Source organism: Neobacillus phoenicis (genome assembly GCF_047302305.1).
Taxonomy (GTDB): Bacteria; Bacillota; Bacilli; order Bacillales; family Cytobacillaceae; genus Neobacillus.
Genome location: NZ_CP154847.1, coordinates 1,794,259 through 1,810,374, shown reverse-complemented (window position 1 = coordinate 1,810,374; position 16,116 = coordinate 1,794,259). Strand labels below are relative to the sequence as shown.

At 38.6% G+C, this 16,116-nt stretch carries 18 protein-coding genes; 5 read left to right on the top strand and 13 right to left on the bottom strand.

Translation table 11 applies throughout. The features are described 5' to 3' along the window. Window positions 1–72: 72 nt before the first annotated feature. Both AA0X95_RS09330 and AA0X95_RS09325 read right to left on the bottom strand, forming a co-directional pair. Window positions 73–600 (bottom strand): DUF84 family protein, encoded by a 528-nt coding sequence (locus tag AA0X95_RS09330; protein WP_413308188.1) that lies wholly within the window; start codon window positions 598–600, stop codon window positions 73–75. Window positions 601–654: 54 nt separating this feature from the next. Beyond that, complete coding sequence (locus tag AA0X95_RS09325) at window positions 655–1,728, bottom strand: M42 family metallopeptidase (RefSeq protein ID WP_413308185.1); 1,074 nt, start codon at window positions 1,726–1,728, stop codon at window positions 655–657. Window positions 1,729–1,915: 187 nt separating this feature from the next. On the opposite strand from AA0X95_RS09325, the gene AA0X95_RS09320 reads away from it, so the two are divergent. Continuing rightward, window positions 1,916–2,227, top strand: coding sequence for a PepSY domain-containing protein (locus AA0X95_RS09320; protein WP_413308182.1), 312 nt, complete (start codon window positions 1,916–1,918; stop codon window positions 2,225–2,227). A gap of 47 nt (window positions 2,228–2,274) precedes the next feature. Here AA0X95_RS09320 and AA0X95_RS09315 read toward each other — a convergent pair whose 3' ends face one another. Next, window positions 2,275–3,111: a YtnP family quorum-quenching lactonase gene (locus AA0X95_RS09315; protein ID WP_413308179.1), complete on the bottom strand. Its 837-nt coding sequence runs from the start codon at window positions 3,109–3,111 to the stop codon at window positions 2,275–2,277. 101 nt (window positions 3,112–3,212) lie between these two features. Beyond that, window positions 3,213–3,860 carry a tRNA (guanosine(46)-N7)-methyltransferase TrmB gene (gene trmB, locus AA0X95_RS09310; protein WP_413308177.1) on the bottom strand — a complete coding sequence of 216 codons (648 nt, stop codon included), beginning with the start codon at window positions 3,858–3,860 and terminating at the stop codon, window positions 3,213–3,215. A 162-nt stretch (window positions 3,861–4,022) separates the two neighbouring features. Here trmB and AA0X95_RS09305 point away from each other — a divergent pair, with 162 nt between their 5' ends. Then, window positions 4,023–4,301 (top strand): YtzH-like family protein, encoded by a 279-nt coding sequence (locus AA0X95_RS09305; protein ID WP_413308175.1) that lies wholly within the window; start codon window positions 4,023–4,025, stop codon window positions 4,299–4,301. A 1-nt stretch (window position 4,302) separates the two neighbouring features. Here the strand turns inward: AA0X95_RS09305 and AA0X95_RS09300 are convergent, their stop codons facing one another. The 4 genes from AA0X95_RS09300 to thpR all read right to left on the bottom strand — a co-directional run bounded on the left by AA0X95_RS09300 (window position 4,303) and on the right by thpR (window position 8,995). Then, on the bottom strand, window positions 4,303–5,076 hold the full coding sequence (locus AA0X95_RS09300) for a phosphotransferase (RefSeq protein ID WP_413308173.1): 774 nt from the start codon (window positions 5,074–5,076) through the stop codon (window positions 4,303–4,305). A gap of 219 nt (window positions 5,077–5,295) precedes the next feature. Continuing rightward, window positions 5,296–7,431: a type I pullulanase gene (gene pulA, locus AA0X95_RS09295; protein WP_413308170.1), complete on the bottom strand. Its 2,136-nt coding sequence runs from the start codon at window positions 7,429–7,431 to the stop codon at window positions 5,296–5,298. Continuing rightward, a complete protein-coding gene (locus tag AA0X95_RS09290) occupies window positions 7,418–8,401 on the bottom strand; it encodes a diacylglycerol/lipid kinase family protein (protein ID WP_413308167.1) in 984 nt (327 codons plus the stop codon). The genes pulA and AA0X95_RS09290 overlap by 14 nt, the downstream gene beginning before the upstream one ends. Window positions 8,402–8,425: 24 nt before the next feature. Beyond that, on the bottom strand, window positions 8,426–8,995 hold the full coding sequence (gene thpR / locus AA0X95_RS09285; RefSeq protein ID WP_413308164.1) for an RNA 2',3'-cyclic phosphodiesterase: 570 nt from the start codon (window positions 8,993–8,995) through the stop codon (window positions 8,426–8,428). Between the two features lie 165 nt (window positions 8,996–9,160). Here thpR and cysK point away from each other — a divergent pair, with 165 nt between their 5' ends. Then, entirely contained in the window at window positions 9,161–10,090 is a 930-nt protein-coding gene (gene cysK, locus AA0X95_RS09280; RefSeq protein WP_413308161.1) for a cysteine synthase A, read from the top strand. A 48-nt stretch (window positions 10,091–10,138) separates the two neighbouring features. Here cysK and dat read toward each other — a convergent pair whose 3' ends face one another. Both dat and pepV read right to left on the bottom strand, forming a co-directional pair. Beyond that, the gene (gene dat, locus AA0X95_RS09275) at window positions 10,139–11,011 is read right to left on the bottom strand and encodes a D-amino-acid transaminase (protein ID WP_413308158.1); all 873 of its coding nucleotides are present in this window, start codon (window positions 11,009–11,011) and stop codon (window positions 10,139–10,141) included. A gap of 23 nt (window positions 11,012–11,034) precedes the next feature. After that, the gene (pepV, locus tag AA0X95_RS09270) at window positions 11,035–12,456 is read right to left on the bottom strand and encodes a dipeptidase PepV (RefSeq protein ID WP_413308155.1); all 1,422 of its coding nucleotides are present in this window, start codon (window positions 12,454–12,456) and stop codon (window positions 11,035–11,037) included. A gap of 447 nt (window positions 12,457–12,903) precedes the next feature. On the opposite strand from pepV, the gene AA0X95_RS09265 reads away from it, so the two are divergent. Continuing rightward, the gene (locus tag AA0X95_RS09265; protein WP_307286019.1) at window positions 12,904–13,125 is read left to right on the top strand and encodes a DeoR family transcriptional regulator; all 222 of its coding nucleotides are present in this window, start codon (window positions 12,904–12,906) and stop codon (window positions 13,123–13,125) included. Window positions 13,126–13,338: 213 nt separating this feature from the next. After that, window positions 13,339–14,682 carry an amino acid permease gene (locus AA0X95_RS09260; protein WP_413308150.1) on the top strand — a complete coding sequence of 448 codons (1,344 nt, stop codon included), beginning with the start codon at window positions 13,339–13,341 and terminating at the stop codon, window positions 14,680–14,682. Window positions 14,683–14,736: 54 nt separating this feature from the next. Here the strand turns inward: AA0X95_RS09260 and AA0X95_RS09255 are convergent, their stop codons facing one another. The 3 genes from AA0X95_RS09255 to AA0X95_RS09245 all read right to left on the bottom strand — a co-directional run bounded on the left by AA0X95_RS09255 (window position 14,737) and on the right by AA0X95_RS09245 (window position 16,088). Further along, window positions 14,737–15,066, bottom strand: a complete 330-nt coding sequence (locus AA0X95_RS09255) for an ArsR/SmtB family transcription factor (protein ID WP_413308147.1) — start codon at window positions 15,064–15,066, stop codon at window positions 14,737–14,739. After that, window positions 15,067–15,492, bottom strand: coding sequence for an SRPBCC family protein (locus AA0X95_RS09250; protein WP_413308144.1), 426 nt, complete (start codon window positions 15,490–15,492; stop codon window positions 15,067–15,069). A 170-nt stretch (window positions 15,493–15,662) separates the two neighbouring features. After that, window positions 15,663–16,088, bottom strand: coding sequence for a DUF2935 domain-containing protein (locus tag AA0X95_RS09245; RefSeq protein ID WP_413308142.1), 426 nt, complete (start codon window positions 16,086–16,088; stop codon window positions 15,663–15,665). Window positions 16,089–16,116: the final 28 nt, after the last annotated feature.

Here is a 16,116-nt window from a genome sequence, read left to right as displayed (position 1 = left end):
CGGGGTCTCCCCTGACACGCTTTTCCCGCAGGAGTCTTCGCGCCTTCCGCTCCAATCAACAGGATGCCAAAATCAATAATGACCTTTTACATAACTTTTTTTGTAGTAAAATTGACCTACTAAAAGATTTGTGAGGTGCGTGAACATATCTACCCGATTGATTACACCATTTGTGAAAATCCCTACTGCACCCTCGTGTTTTCTTACGTTCTTCATTTTTGCATAATCATCCATAACTGGACCTAGTTCTTCTCCTGCTCTAAGCCTTTCAGCAATTTCTTCAGGCAGAAGAAATCTCGCTCCTCCGGCAATAATGGGCTCCCCATTTCGAGAGGCTAGCGCTCCCCAATTACAGAGCATCAGCCCCTTGGATGTTTCTTGTACACCGCCTTCTAGACCTACCCCTATATCACCATTACCCTCTGTTAAAGCCCCAATAGCACGATTGATTGCCCCTTGGATCGTTTCGTCATCGGAAAAAGGCTGATTGCTCACATTCGATGGAATATCTAACGCTAAAAACTCCACTTCTTCATGAATGAAACTATTTTTTACCGCTAAAACTTTTGCTGGGTTTTTAGAGCCAATAATAATTTTCAATTCTAAATCTCCTATCTACGTAAAAAGGAAGCATGAACCATGCCTCCCTAATGATTAGCTGTTTGATCGAATGGTATCGACCGTCGTTTGGTCACATGCTTTAACAAGTTTAACGATTAATTCTTTTGCTGCGGCATAGTCATCAATATGAATGATCGACGCATGAGTATGGATGTAACGTGAACAAATTCCCACTACTGCACTTGGAACGCCCTCATTGGATTGATGAACCCGTCCTGCATCTGTTCCACCCTGTGAAACGAAATATTGATACGGAATCTGATGTGTTTCCGCAGTATCAAGAACAAACTCTCTCATTCCACGATGTGTAACCATGGATCGATCAAGGATTCGAAGCAAAGCCCCCTTGCCTAATTGGCCGAATTCTAGTTTGTCTCCACTCATGTCATTGGCAGGACTTGCATCAAGTGCAAAGAATATATCAGGATTAATCATATTTGCGGCTGTCTGGGCACCGCGTAATCCTACTTCCTCTTGGACAGTAGCACCCGAATAAAGGATGTTTGGTAATGTTTCATCCTTTAATTCTTGAAGAAGTTCAATTGCTAAGCCACAGCCATACCGATTATCCCATGCCTTTGCCATGATTTTTTTCTTATTTGCCATCGGAGTAAATGGACATATCGGCAAAATAGCTTGACCGGGTTTAATTCCGATTTGCTCAGCATCTTCCCGGTTATCTGCACCAATGTCAACAAGCATATTCTTGATTTCCATTGGTTTGTTTCGTTTTGACTCATCTAAAAGATGAGGCGGGATTGAACCTACTACGCCAATGACAGGACCATTATTTGTCATAATCTGAACCCGTTGGGCGAGCAGCACTTGACTCCACCATCCTCCAAGCGGCTGAAATCGAACCATACCGTTATCAGTAATTGAAGTTACCATGAAACCCACTTCATCCATATGGCCCGCAACCATCACTGTTGGTCCCTGACCAAGTCCTTTTTTCAGGCCAAAAACACTACCTAATTGATCTTGAACAATTTCATCTGAGTATAGAGCTAATTGCTCCTTCATAAACTTTCTTACTAAATGCTCGTTTCCTGGTGCACCTGGAAGCTCCGTTAAGGTTTGAAAAAGCTTTAATGTTTGTTCATTCATTTTGAGACTCCTTCAGAAAAAGATTCTGTAATCTTATGTATAGTTTCATTTTACAGAAATTTCGTGTCTCTTACCAATATTTCATCCGATATAAGTAATATTACCTTCTTCCTGCTAAATACGATATACTGAGAGGAGAATCCTTATACGTAATCTTTTCCAATTTATTTTTTGGAGGTCCTTGACTATGAACTGGAAATCATTCATCGTTGGTGCTGCGGTCGGTTTAATTGGTGGTTATGTGGTAAAAGAAGTGATTGATCAAAAAACGAATGTGTCACCCGAAAAGGTACTAGAACAAGTAAAAAGACAGTTTAAACAAAATGGACCCATCAGCGGCTCTTGGATACATATGGAAACTGAACCATATGAAAAGCAGCATATACACTATCGTGTGTATAAAGGCGGTATTTCAAAAAATAATGATGGCTCTACTGAGCAGTATGAATTTATTGCCGATGCGCAGACTGGTACTCTTATAGACGTTATACCATTATAAAAGAAACAAAAAGTCGTATCCATTGAACTGGGTACGACTTTTTGTTCTTATTTTCTTTCTATCACTTCAGTTAATTTACCTTCGCTGTCCCATTTTACTGCTCTGTAGAAGGTATCGTGGTAAAAGGTAAACCAGGCATTTTTCTTTAACCCATAAGGGAACCATTTCTCTTTTGCGATTATAGAGTCCATTGGGTAGTCATCATATGCCATTACCCATAATACATTTTGATGGGCGTGTGTAGCCATTAAATCTGCCATGTGAATAGCGGTTTCTCCTCCATCCTCAACTACAACAATAGAATGACCGTTACTATGCCCCCCTGTATGAATCATTGTAATAGCTCCTAAAGACCATTCACCTTCAAAAGGTACTACTTGGGATTCAACAGCTTCCCAGTTTTCTTTCCAATATGTATTTTTTGAACGGATATTAGGGTTTCTCATCTCATCCCATTCTACTTGTGACGTGATGATTTTCGCATTTGGAAATGTTGAAACATATCGGCCATCCACAAGCTTTGTCAATCCTCCTGCATGGTCAAAATGCAGATGGGTCATTAGAACATAATCAATTTCATCTGTACTCAATCCTAACTGTTTCAATGAGGAATTAAGCTCGGATTCCTGAGTGACTCCAAAGTTTCTTAATTGTTTTTCTGTTAATTTACCTTTTCCCAATCCTGATTCAATAAGTATATTCTTCCCATCCATTTGAATGAGAATAGGATCTGTAGGGAGCTCAATTTGGTTTTTATCGTTACATGGATACTTTTTCGACCATAATCCTTTTGGAACAACTCCAAACATGGCCCCACCATCCAAATTTGTAACGCCCCCTGATAACCATGTGAATGAAACACGACCAACCTTTAATGTTTCCATGTACTAATCCTCCTCGTCCCTCACTTTTCTATATTTTAACATTAGGAAGGTGGTTAAGAAAAACAAAAAGACAGTTCATGGAATGAACTGCCCTAAAAGACCTACTTCTCATTTTGATATTTAACTTCACTCCGATAAATTCGCTGTCCCATTTCAGAAAATTTCTGTTCATATTCAGTCATGATGTTTCCTTCATAACCACTCTTATGAAAATCAAGGCTTACATATTTAAGTAATAATCCATAGCCAGAGAAGCTCGTTAAGGAATATTCAAATAATCCTTGATTGTCTGTTTTAAAATGAATTTCCCCGCCATCGACCAATATATCCTCATATAGCTTTAAGAAATCCTTATAGGTCAACCTTCTCTTTTCATGACGGGATTTCGGCCATGGATCAGAGAAATTTAAATACACTCTGTCTACGTCATTTTTCGCAAAATATTTACCTAAATCAGCTGCATTCACATTTAAAAGCTTTAAATTTGGTAAATCCGCTTCAATTAAACGATCCAACGCTGCCACAATGACGCTGTCATATAACTCAATACCAATATAATTTATATCAGGATTTGCTTTTGCCATTCCTGTAATGAATTGCCCTTTACCTGTACCTACTTCAATATGAAGTGGCTGGTTTTTTTCAAACACATTATGCCAATTACCTTTGTGCAATTCGGGATTTGCTACAACAAATTGTGGATGTTGGTCTAATTTATCCTTTGCCCAAGGTTTATGTCTAAGTCTCATTTCGACACTCCTAAAAAAATAATTTCGTTCAAACCATATCATGCAAGACCTTCACATTCAAGCATTTCTTGTTGGAAAATAAGAAAACGCATAAACAGAAAAAGAATTCACAACCTAACTGTGTGAATTCTTTTTAAATACCACTTGAGAGGGTGTCCATTTATGCCATTAAGTCATGGTGACCAAGTAACATTACTAAAAGATATATTGAACAACCATCAGTCCGATTGCTGTGGTTCCGTAGCGGAATGTGAACAGCTAGAACGCTTAGTAAAATCTCTAATGGTCAACACACAAGTTGATCAAAATGTTAAAAACATTTTACAGGAAGTGTACCAGTATAGTCAGAATGGTGCACAAACAGATGATTTAGACCAACATATTCTATCTAATCAAAATAACTTATCACAATGGGTTAACGATATTGATCAATTTTCATAATTTATAGGATTTCATGTAAAAAATGGATCCATTTGTTCATCTCTTCCAAGCGGTTTTTATTTTTATGCCACTGAATGGAAGATAAGGTTTGTACGGTCACATACCACTTCATTCTTAACTTTAAATGATCTGTTAGGTCTTTCCCATACATGCTTAGCCAATCCTGCCAATTTTCTTGTGGTATATACCAATATAGAAGTAATCCCAAATCAATAGCTGGGTCTGCAATTCTTGCTCCATCCCAATCAATCAAATACAACTGGTTGTCTTCTGCTAACAGCCAGTTGTTATGGTTGACATCTCCATGACAAACCACTTTTTCATCACAATAGACATGTAAAGCTTCTTCTTTTAAAAAGTTTATTGCTTTTTGTGTTTCCTCTAAGGATCGAACTTGATCGTCTAACTCATTGACCACTGATTGAAAAATGGTTTCCGGGTGTAATGGCGAGTTCTCTATCCTGCTTAACATTCCAAGCATTGGCTTTGAGCAGTGAATTTTCTTGAGAAGCCTGGCGACAAGCTCTTGATTCATTTCTGCCGGTGTTAATTCTCTGCCTGGAAGCCATTGTTGTGCTGTTATTACATCTCCATTTTCCAACCGTTTGGTCCAAACAAGCTTTGGGACAATGCCTTCTGCTGAAAGAACCGCAAGGAATGGAGAGGAATTACGCTTTAAAAAAAGCCTTTGATCCTCATATTCTGCATAAAAGGCTTCACCAGTTGCGCCTCCGGCAGGGGTAATTTCCCACTCTTGTCCTAGTATATGTTCCAAAATCGTTCACCTTCAATTTATGCCGTTCTATTGGGCTTATTCCCCCAAATCATTCGGAGGTAAAACCTGTGCTGCTGGAAGGTTCAAAATAACCAGAGTTCAATCAACAGCTTTTATTTTTTTCAAACAAAAAAAAAGCTATTGAAACCATTGCACACAATAGCCATCTTAATAAATTTTATCTCCTATTGCCTTTTTTCGTCAAGTAATCTCGAGAAACTATTTTTTTAGTAAAACATTTAAAGATATAGGTTGTATCTTGACATCGCCACCATGTAGGGATCCTATGGAATAAATTCCCGCCTGATTTTTATTAACCAAAATGGACCAATCTCCCTTTGGAAGAGTAAATCCTTGTTCCCTTGTAGACGGATTAATGATTAGAATTACCTCATCGTGAACCAATTGATAGATACACGCTAGGACGGGAGGTGAAGATGGGAGTGGACGAATATTGCTACGAATTTCCTCTGAAGTTCTCATTCGAAAACAAGGGAAGGCTTGGCGAATCGAAATCAAACCTTTGATATAATTTACATTATCTGCAAATTGACTTTTTCTCTCCCAATCAAGTTGATTAATCTGATCAGGAGCACAGTAACTATTTCCTTCGCCTTGCTTTGTACGGAAAAATTCCTGCCCACTATGGAGAAAAGGAATTCCTTGTGACAACAAAACCATTCCGGTTGCCAGACGATGAAATTGTGCGCGTATAGTATCATCAACGTGTGGAAGGCAGGATTGAAGTTTATCCCAAAGGGTATGATTATCATGACATTCAACATAATTAACTGATTGGGAGGGTTCATTAAAAAGACGTAAATTTCTCTTCTTAAACCCAATGCTCCCCGTTATTACCTCTAATGCTGCATCCAAGTAATGCTCATTTCCAAGTGCAAATCCCTTATCAAAAATATTAAACGTGCTTCCCTTAATTGCATCACGAAATTTATCATTAAATTGAGCAATTTGAGGTATCTTTGTTTGATTAGCAATGGTCGCTTTTTGTTCTGTGGGAAGGGGTGTATTCAAATTCCATCCCTCTCCAAGGATTAGTACGTTTTCTGCTATACTATCACAAGTCTTACGCACTTCTCTCATCGTGTCCACATCTAAAATCCCCATTAGATCGAAGCGAAATCCATCAATATGATACTCTTCCATCCAATAGCGAATAGAGTCAATGATAAATTTCCTAACCATTTTCCGCTCTGATGCGATATCATTTCCAACACCTGTTCCATTTGAAGGCAATCCTAATTCGTTATGACGAAAATAATAACCTGGAACGATCTTTTCAAAAGAGGAATCCTCGCGAATAAATACGTGATTATACACTACATCCATAATGACCCTTAGACCACTTTCATGGACTTGATTAATTAATTCTTTTAATTCCCTAATTCTAGAGTACGGGTCGGAAGGATTGGTCGAATAGCTACCTTCTGGTGCATTGAAGTGGAGAGGATTGTATCCCCAGTTATAATCCTTATTTGGCGTCAACTCATCTACACCTGCATAGTCATGAAAGGGTAGAAACTCAAGATGCGTAATCCCTAGGTCTTTTACATACGATAACCCTGTAGGTTCACCGTCTTTTCCTTTTGTATGAAACTCCCCCGCTCCGAGATACAATCCCTTATGCTTTATTCCACTATGGGGGTGGATACTAAAGTCCCTTATATGTGTTTCATAAATAACTGCATCAACAGGGTTTACTAAGAGAGGGAAATTGGGCCTAGGTCTTGGTGGGCTGTCTAACTTTACAATCACACCCAATTCTCCATTAACCGTTACCGCTTTCACATATGGATCAATAGCCTCCCTCCATTCTTGATTGATTAAGATCAGGAAACTATAATGATAGAGCTCTAAATTACGCGGAACCGTAAGAGACCATATCCCTCTATCTCCCCGCTTCAGTTTGATGATTTCTGAAAAACTACTCTCCCGAGGAGTAATTTTTAATTTAACCTGGATAGCCGTGGGTGCCCAAAGCTTAAAGCGAGTTTCATCTGCCAAAAGGGTCACACCAAGATCATTTCCATCATAGTAAAATTTATCGTCAAAACTCTTTGTCCGAATCACTGCACCAATTTGAAGGTCTGTTTTCCCTCCATGCTCATCTACTACCCAATATTGTTTTTCAAAGGAATAATCTCCTGAAAACCTACAAATATATTTATGATGATCGACTATTTCACTCTTCGCAATAATGTCCAATGGACTCTTTCCAGAATCATTAACAAGATAGAAAGTGGACGACACTCCTCCATGATAGGAAAGTGGCAGAAGAATCGTAATGAGATGGAGCTCATCTAAATAGGCAAGAAATTTTCTGTCAGTACCATTCATTCCTGTCCCTCTCTTTCAGATCAACTTGCTTTTTACAACGTATTCTCGTTAATACTTCAACAGCCTTATCTTGAAGATGAATAGTCAGTGGTGTTAGCCCAACATGCTCCCCATCCGCATGAACATATAGGGAGTCAGGAGAATGAATAGAAACAACTTTTCCCTTATACGTTTTCACTTCTTTAAAATGAACGTGCTTTCCCCAAAAAACACTAACGAAAACAAGCAGCAATTTTAACCTTGATAACTGGTGAACGACAGTAATATCAAACAGCCCGTCATCTGGCTCTGCAGCGGGAGCTATTTTCATCCCACCGCCATAATAGGGCTGATTGGAAACAGTAACAAACCATGTTTGTTCAAATATATGCTTTTGACCGTCAATTGATAAATCAATTGTTGTGGTTTTATAAGTAAATAGCTTTTTTAGGAGAAAATAAACATAAACAAGCCTGCCTAACGAAAGCTTATTCAACAGTGCCTTCATCCGTGATTGATTGACTTCGTATGATATGACCGCATCAAATCCAGCACCCATATTATTAATAAAATTATGTTCCTGCTGATTGGCCATTTTAATTTTACCAATATCAATGGCTAATGCCTCCTGCTTCATCAAACGAAGAATGACCGTTAAGGCTTCCACCGGCTCAGAAGGGATTTGGAATCCTCTTGAGAAGTCATTTCCTGACCCACCTGGGATAAAACCGAGGGTAATATGATTATTTTTTACTACACCATTCATTACTTCATGAATGGTGCCATCTCCACCTACCGCAATAATGATTTTTTCTTCACGGTTTTTTTGGGCGATCTGGCTGGCAATTTTTTTTGCATGTCCTTGATATTCCGTAAAAACAGCAAGATACCTAACTTGCTTTTCTATAAGTTGATTTTCAATTCTCTCCCATATCTTTAGGCAGTAACCGTTTTTTGCCTTTGGATTGACAATAAAATAAATTTCTTTCATAATACCAACCTTTTTTATTTGTTTTCATTCCGTTAGTCGAAATACCTGGATTGCTTCATATTTTGGTGTCTTATGGAGATGTGTTTGATATAAAACCACCTCATTCGCTTGAAACGCGAGCGGCTCTGCTTGGAGCTCCTTCCATATTTCGAGAAGTGTCTGTTGAAATGCTTCTTCGCCTATCCACTTTCTTGCTAAGGTAATATGAGGACGGAAGGGCCTTGTCTCCAATTCAAATCCCGCTTCTTCACAAGCCGAAAACACCTTATTCCTTAAAAGATTTAGATCATTACTTTCCTCAGTATCTGCCCAAAAAACACGGGGAGATTGACTACTTCCGAAAAAACCAAGTCTATTTATTTTTAATGGGAATGGCTTAGCAGTATTTAAGGCTTCTCTCACATTGCTAACAGCTATTTCTACTTTTTTTGGGGATGCTGCCCCCAAAAAAGCCAAAGTGATATGTAAATCTTGAAAATGTACCCACCGGCTAAAAGGAATCACAGCTTTTATTTTTTCAATATGTTCCTTCATCATTAGTTTTGTTTCTTCGGGCATCCTAACAGCAAAGAAAAAATGTGTTTTCTGGTCCAAGGTTTATTCAGTCCTTTACTCAATTTTAGTTTATTTTTCCCAGATTGTATCTATTTGCGACAGAAGAATAATCGATATTTTTTACAAGCAGCCTTTTTTTATTTATGATTATAGAGTGTATAAGAAAATTGGAGATGAAATAGAAAAGAGAAAGGATGGGTCCCCATGAAAGTAGTCAACAATATTGCTGAATTAATTGGTGAAACGCCACTGGTCAAACTTAATCGCTTAGCTCCTAAAGACGGGGCCTCTGTTTATTTGAAGCTTGAGTTTTATAACCCAAGCAAGAGTGTAAAAGACCGCGCTGCATTTAATATGATTATAGAGGCAGAAAAAGCTGGTTTATTAAAAGAGGGCTCTACCATTATTGAACCAACTAGTGGAAACACAGGAATTGGCCTAGCCATGAATGCGGCTGCACGAGGGTATAAATCCATTATTATTATGCCTGATACAATGACACAGGAACGGATTAATATTTTAAAAGCCTACGGGGCAGAGGTTGTCCTTACTCCTGGTGATGAAAAAATGCCTGGTGCCATAAGAAAGGCACAGGAATTAGCTAGTGAAATCCCAAATAGCTTCGTTCCGATGCAGTTTGAAAATGAAGCCAACCCCGATGCTCATAGACACACTACTGCTTTGGAAATAATTGAGGCAATGAAAGAAATCGGTAAACCATTATCTGCATTTGTTGCTACAGCAGGAACAGGCGGTACTATCACTGGTACTGGTGAAACCTTGAAAGAGCATTTTGAGGGATTAACTGTACATGTTGTGGAACCCAAAGGGTCGCCTGTTCTATCAGGTGGAAAGCCTGGTAAACATAAGCTTGTAGGGACAAGCCCTGGCTTTATCCCAGAAATTCTAAATCAAGATGTGTATGATGAAATTCATGCGATTGAAGATGAAGATGCCTATGATATTGCTCGCAGATTAGCAAAAGAGGAAGGAATTCTTGTTGGCCCATCCTCTGGTGGAGCGTGCTACGCTGCTTTGGAGGTTGCCAAGCGTCTGTCTCCTGATGATGTCGTGGTTTGCATTGCTTGTGATACAGGGGAAAGATACTTATCGAGTGATCTGTTTCAATATTAATAAGTAAGTCGAGAGGCTGACTCGTTAAGGGTCAGCCTCTCATTTTGGTTATGAAGAAATCTTTTCTTTTAAATCCCCACATTGCTTCTCTATTTCTTCAGTAAATAAACTTTGTAGCTTTCTTGTAATTGGGCCAGGCAAACCATCCTTAATCTGATTTCCGTCAATTTCAATAATGGGCATTACCTCTGAAGTCGTACTAGATAGGAATACTTCATCAGCATCAGCCAGTTCAGCTATTGTAAAGGTCCGTTCTTCAACTGGAATGTTGTTTTGGGAGCATATCTGTAAGATTACATCTTTCGTAATCCCCTTCAAAATAAGATGATTTGATTCATGGGTAATGACCATACCATTTTTCACAATAAAAATATTAGAACTGCTGCCTTCTGTGACTTGATCCCCACGGTGTTGAATCGCTTCAAAGCATCCCTGCTCCCCAGCTTTTTGTTTGGCTAATAGGTTGCCCAATAAATTTAAACTCTTGATATCACAACGAAGCCAGCGAATATCCTCCGTACGAATGGTTTTCACACCTTTCGTCAGGCTTTCAGCTGGTCGTGCCACTTCTTTCGTATAGGCAACAAGGGTAGGAACTACCTCTTTCGCAGGAAACACATGATTGCGCGGAGACGTTCCCCTGGTAATTTGCATGTAGACCGTTCCCTCGGACAGATTATTTTTTACAACTAATTCTTCTAACAAATCTGTACATTCGTCAATGGTATAAGGTAATGTAATTCCAATCTTGTCAGCACTCTTCACAAACCGCTCTAAATGTTCTTTTACAGTAAACAGTTTTCCATTATAGACACGGATGACTTCATATACCCCATCCCCAAACTGATAGCCTCGGTCTTCTATATCTACCTTTGCTTCTGATCGATTGATCAATCTTCCATTTACAATTGCGAAGTTCATTCTCCCTGTCCCCTTTGGTTTATCTATTCACTCTTTGCCAACTCATAAATTGCTTGTGCATAAATCGCTGTGGCTTTCAGTAAATCTTCAATATACATATATTCATCCTTTTGATGCGCAATGTCAGGTCGTCCGGGAAATAATGGTCCAAAGGCAACACCGGCCTTTAACGAACGGGCATATGTTCCTCCACCAATGGCAATTAATTCAGCCTTTTCACCGGTTTGCTCTTCATACACCTTTTTCAACGTTTGGATCAGAAACTCTTTTTCATCGACATGATGCGGTTTAGAGTCTGAGAAGTTATCTAGTACAAATCCTTCCGTTTGTAAAAGCTCCTCTAATTTCGCTTTGGTTTCATCCATTTTATTTGTCACAGGATATCTGCATGTCATTCCAATTCTTCCATTTGTATCTTTTGAGTAAGATAGCTTACCAGGGTTAATGGTTAATTCTCCAGAAATGTCATCCGAATAAGCAACACCAAGATTCACACCCCGTGAATCCTCAAAGAAATAGCGGGATACAAATTTGAAATAATGTGAAGCTTTTGCATCTACATTCAATATAGACAGAAACTCTGCTAAAAACAAACCGGCATTCTTCCCATTTCTTGGCTCCATTCCATGAGCTGAAATACCTTTTACTTCTAAGTGAAGCGCCCCGGTCTCTAGTTGATGACTGTGCTCTAACTCGTACTTTGTCATGAAATCAGTAAACTGACGAACAATTTCTTCTTCGTTTTCCTTAATTAGGATAGTCGCTTTTGCTAAATCAGGAACCATGTTGTACCTTTTTCCAGAAACAAAGTTCTCCACTTCAATCATAGCTTCATTCGAATCAACGGAAGATTGCTCTTGAACCATATCGAAATCGGCAATGCCCTTCTCCGCATTGATAATTGGAAAATCCGCATCAGGCGCAAACCCGAGTGCCGGCATTTCTTCATGCTTGAAATAATGGTCTACACAGCGCCAGTTGCTTTCTTCGTCGGTTCCAATAATCATTCGAACACGTTTACCCAATGGCAAACCTAATTCTTTAACAATTTTCATCGCATAATAGGCTGCCATCGTGGGTCCCTTATCATCTAGTGCACCACGGGCAAAAATTTTACCGTCTCTGATTTCCGCTCCAAATGGATCACTTGTCCAGCCATCCCCTTCAGGAACTACATCCACATGGCAAAGAATGCCTAACAATGCTTCTCCTGAGCCAAACTCCAGATGTCCTGCTAAATTGCCCACGTTTTTCGGTATGAAACCATCCTTTTCCCCAAGGTTTAGCATAAAGTCTAATGCTTCCTTCACACCTTTTCCAAGTGGTGCTTCAGGTGATTTATTTTCCTCATCAAGCAGGCTTTTAATATGTAATAATCCCTGTGTGTCTTTTATTAGTTCTTCTTTTCTTTTTTCTACTTCGTTCATCCAATTAATCTGTGTCAATGTTCTTTACCCCCTCTAAACTATTTCTTTTACAATATCATTTTTGCAAATATCTTAGCAATTTTGCTTTTTAAAAAGAAATAAGTTCCTGCTCAACGTGTTATGTGAGAATAAATTATATATTTTAACTAAAAATTCAAAAAATTTAGCATAAACCCAGCTATATTCCCCATACCTTAGAGTATAAAATAAATAAGGAGGTAGGAAAAAAAGACGATTTTTGTAAATTTTTGATGATATTTTTGTAAACTTTACTATAGTGGTAGAAATTTTCAGAAATTATGGGTACAATAAACTTAGATGTATGACATCTAAGTCTCACTACTACCTAAAAAAGGAGATGTCTGCGCGGAAAAGAAACTACATATGATTGAAGAGGAATCTTCAAAGAGGCTGTCGGTAGCAGGGTATTGCCATAGGTTTGAAAAAAGGATAGGGAGTGGTTCTTTGAAACCTTCAACTAACCGGATGTTAAACCGCATCAAATGTATCTACATGTTTATTCGCAATAAAGGCACTGTTTCAACGCAGGAACTTGTAGAGGAATTTGGTATCACTCCTCGCACCATACAACGAGATTTAAATGTCTTAGCCTATAATGACTTGGTAATTAGCCCAAGCCGCGGAAAATGGACAACAACAGAGAAGAAAGTGAAGATGTCATCTTAATGTCAGTGAAACCATAGAAAATTAATCTAGGAAGCACACGATGATCTCGTGTGCTTTTATTTGTTTGAAATACAATTTTTTTATCATACTATAGTGAATACCCAATGAAATTCGCTATATTTAATTGACAGTTTTGAAAAATATGATATATTAATATAAAATTCTTTAGCGCTTAAAAGCGTTTATGTAAAAAAGAAGATTGGTAGGTTCATCATGGAGAATAATCAGCAGAACTTAAAGAAAGGTCTCTTACCGAGGCATGTTCAATTTATTGCCTTGGCAGGGATGATTGGAACAGGGATTTTTAAAGGCAGCTCTGACACCTTGAATATTGCTGGACCTAGTGTTGTGTTCACCTATTTAATGGGCGGCTTACTATTATTTATCGTTATGGCAGCCTTGGGGGAAATGGCTGTTGCGTTTCCTAACTTCAATGTTCAGCATTTAGTGAATAAAGCATTTGGTTTTCGCGTTTCCTTTATCGTGGGCTGGCTCTATTGGATTAACTGGATTCTGGTTACAGTAGTAGAACTACTTGCTGCAGGAAGTTTCCTCCAATTTTGGTTTCCAGATACCCCATTATGGCTATTAAGCTTAATTTGTGCATTTGTTATTATTGGAATTAACTTATTTCAAGTAAAATATTATGGAGAAATGGAATTCTGGTTCGCTGGAATTAAGATTCTTGCATTAGTGGCCTTTATCGTTTTAGGATTCTTACTATTACTTGGTTTCATTCCTAGTGATGTTGAAAACCCTATTTCAAACTACACTGGGCACGGAGGATTTTTCCCTCATGGAATCAGCGGAATGCTGAGTGCCTTTTTGGTCGTAATGTTTTCATACGGCGGAGCAGAATTAATTGGGGTAGCTGTTACTGAGACTAAGGATGCGGACAAAGTATTGCCTAAAATTATTAAAGGGGCGGTATGGCGGGTTATCATATTTTACGTACTACCGATTCTTATTATTTGTGGGATTATGCCTTGGAATAAGGTATCAAGCGTCGATAGTCCATTTGTACAAGTCTTCAGTACTACTGGATTACCTGGAGCTGCTCACATCATGAACTTCGTCCTCATGACTGCTGTACTTTCAGCAGCCAATTCAGGGATTTATGCAACATCTAGAACACTCTTTTCAATGGCTCAAAGTGGTGTTGCACCAAAAAGCTTGTCAAAGACATCTAAAAAAGGCATTCCGTTAGTAGGAATCATGATCACAACTGTGTGTATTTTGGCTGGAGTTTATTTAGCCTATATCACACCAAGTAAAATCATTAATTACCTTATGACAATCCCTGGTTTTACTATTATGTTGATTTGGATTTGTATTTGTGCAGCACAATTGAAGCTACGTCCTACGTACAAAGAAAAACCACATTTTCAGGTAAAAGGGTTTCCGTATACAACGATTTTCGCTATTGTCAGCTTAAGTGTTATTTTTATTGGGTTCTTAACAAGTCCAAGCAACCTGATTGGTTCGTCCGTTGCGCTTGTGACAGTTGGTGTGCTAATTATCCTTTCTTTACTTGTTAGGAAAAATGGTTCCAAATAATATAAAAAAGTGATACCCGAAAAATTTTGGGTATCACTTTTTTGTATTACAGATTTACTCTTTTTCATCTGACTCAACAAATAATCTTAGTGCAGTCAGCTTATTTTCCCAGAATAATTCAAAATACTGCAGCCAATCTTTTAATTCCATTAAAGGTTCAGGCTCGAGCTTGTACCGAGTTTCTCTCCCGACTTTCCGTTCTTTAACCAATCCTGCATCTGCTAGTACGCGCAAATGCTTTGATACTGCCGTACGGCTAATAGGAAATTGTTCACTGATTGCTGTGACAGGCATCTCTTGATTGCTTAAAAGCTTTAATAAACTACGTCGGGTTGGATCAGCAATCGCTTGGAAAACATCATGCTTAGCAGAAGCAGCGACCATTTACGCCTCAACATATGCTTGTAATTTTTTAACGAGCCCTGCCCAGCCTTGATTCATGTTGTCTCTAATTGGTGTATGTGGAACACCAAACTCTGTAACCTTATTAACATCCCAACCTCCATGGATTAGTGTTAATTCTGTCTTATCTTCTAGTGCCTTTAATTCAAACGTTAGTGTCCAATCCTTCCCCCAATTAAAAGAGAGGCGGTTTGGCGGATCCACTTGTGTCACCTTACATGGAGACATACCAAATTGGCCTGCGTTAATATGAAATTCATGACCCTCAACAGCCTTTAGATCATTTGGCATGAACCAGCCAGAAAGTCCTTCTGCGGTAGCAACTGCATTCCAAACTTTATCAATTGGCGCATTGTAAATTTCCGTGTATTTAATATCATCTAATTTTGGTTGTGCTTCGTTTGTCATTAAATTTCCTCCTAATATTGAGCTATTTTTAATGTTTCATTTTTTGGTTGTTTTTAATACGAAACCATTTGGTTACATATCAGATAATATAACACCTTTTGGTTTCATGTCAAGTTCCTTTAAAATATAAATGGTGACTCTACTTTTGTAAAGTCACCATTTATATTTGCTCATTGGTTATAAAGCAGCGCTTGTGCAATTCCGACAAAGTATTCCGATTCTCTAATAATATGGTTTAATACGACTTTTGCAGTGGGGTTGCTGCTGACTGCTGCGCTGTGTGTTTTTATTTGCTCGCATAGTTTTATAAATGAGAGACTCTGTTCTAAACAATAAGCAACCAACTGAAGCACATGCTGATATAATTGGTCTGAAACCTGGTAGCCCGAACGAATGACTGACTCTATATAACGGACCACCTGCTGATGTGTTTCTCCAAGAGCAGATTCCCATTTTTTTAGCGCATCAACAAATTCTGGCTCTAAGTTGGATACTAGCTCCCGAATCACAACCGTATGCTCCTCCTCCTGGTGCTTCCAAAATTCCGCTTCATCCAAAATCCGTAACGGCATTTGCTGCCCATAATAAAATTGCATAAACATCCCCCCATACTTAATCACTTCA

Bases quoted from the DNA above. Each gene is read 5' to 3' on its own strand.
- AA0X95_RS09325 (WP_413308185.1), bottom strand. From the start codon at position 1,728: ATGAATGAACAAACATTAAAGCTTTTTCAAACCTTAACGGAGCTTCCA.
- AA0X95_RS09320 (WP_413308182.1), top strand. From the start codon at position 1,916: ATGAACTGGAAATCATTCATCGTTGGTGCTGCGGTCGGTTTAATTGGT.
- AA0X95_RS09315 (WP_413308179.1), bottom strand. From the start codon at position 3,111: ATGGAAACATTAAAGGTTGGTCGTGTTTCATTCACATGGTTATCAGGG.
- trmB (WP_413308177.1), bottom strand. From the start codon at position 3,860: ATGAGACTTAGACATAAACCTTGGGCAAAGGATAAATTAGACCAACAT.
- AA0X95_RS09305 (WP_413308175.1), top strand. From the start codon at position 4,023: ATGCCATTAAGTCATGGTGACCAAGTAACATTACTAAAAGATATATTG.
- pulA (WP_413308170.1), bottom strand. From the start codon at position 7,431: ATGAATGGTACTGACAGAAAATTTCTTGCCTATTTAGATGAGCTCCAT.
- AA0X95_RS09290 (WP_413308167.1), bottom strand. From the start codon at position 8,401: ATGAAAGAAATTTATTTTATTGTCAATCCAAAGGCAAAAAACGGTTAC.
- cysK (WP_413308161.1), top strand. From the start codon at position 9,161: ATGAAAGTAGTCAACAATATTGCTGAATTAATTGGTGAAACGCCACTG.
- dat (WP_413308158.1), bottom strand. From the start codon at position 11,011: ATGAACTTCGCAATTGTAAATGGAAGATTGATCAATCGATCAGAAGCA.
- AA0X95_RS09260 (WP_413308150.1), top strand. From the start codon at position 13,339: ATGGAGAATAATCAGCAGAACTTAAAGAAAGGTCTCTTACCGAGGCAT.
- AA0X95_RS09255 (WP_413308147.1), bottom strand. From the start codon at position 15,066: ATGGTCGCTGCTTCTGCTAAGCATGATGTTTTCCAAGCGATTGCTGAT.
- AA0X95_RS09250 (WP_413308144.1), bottom strand. From the start codon at position 15,492: ATGACAAACGAAGCACAACCAAAATTAGATGATATTAAATACACGGAA.
- AA0X95_RS09245 (WP_413308142.1), bottom strand. From the start codon at position 16,088: ATGCAATTTTATTATGGGCAGCAAATGCCGTTACGGATTTTGGATGAA.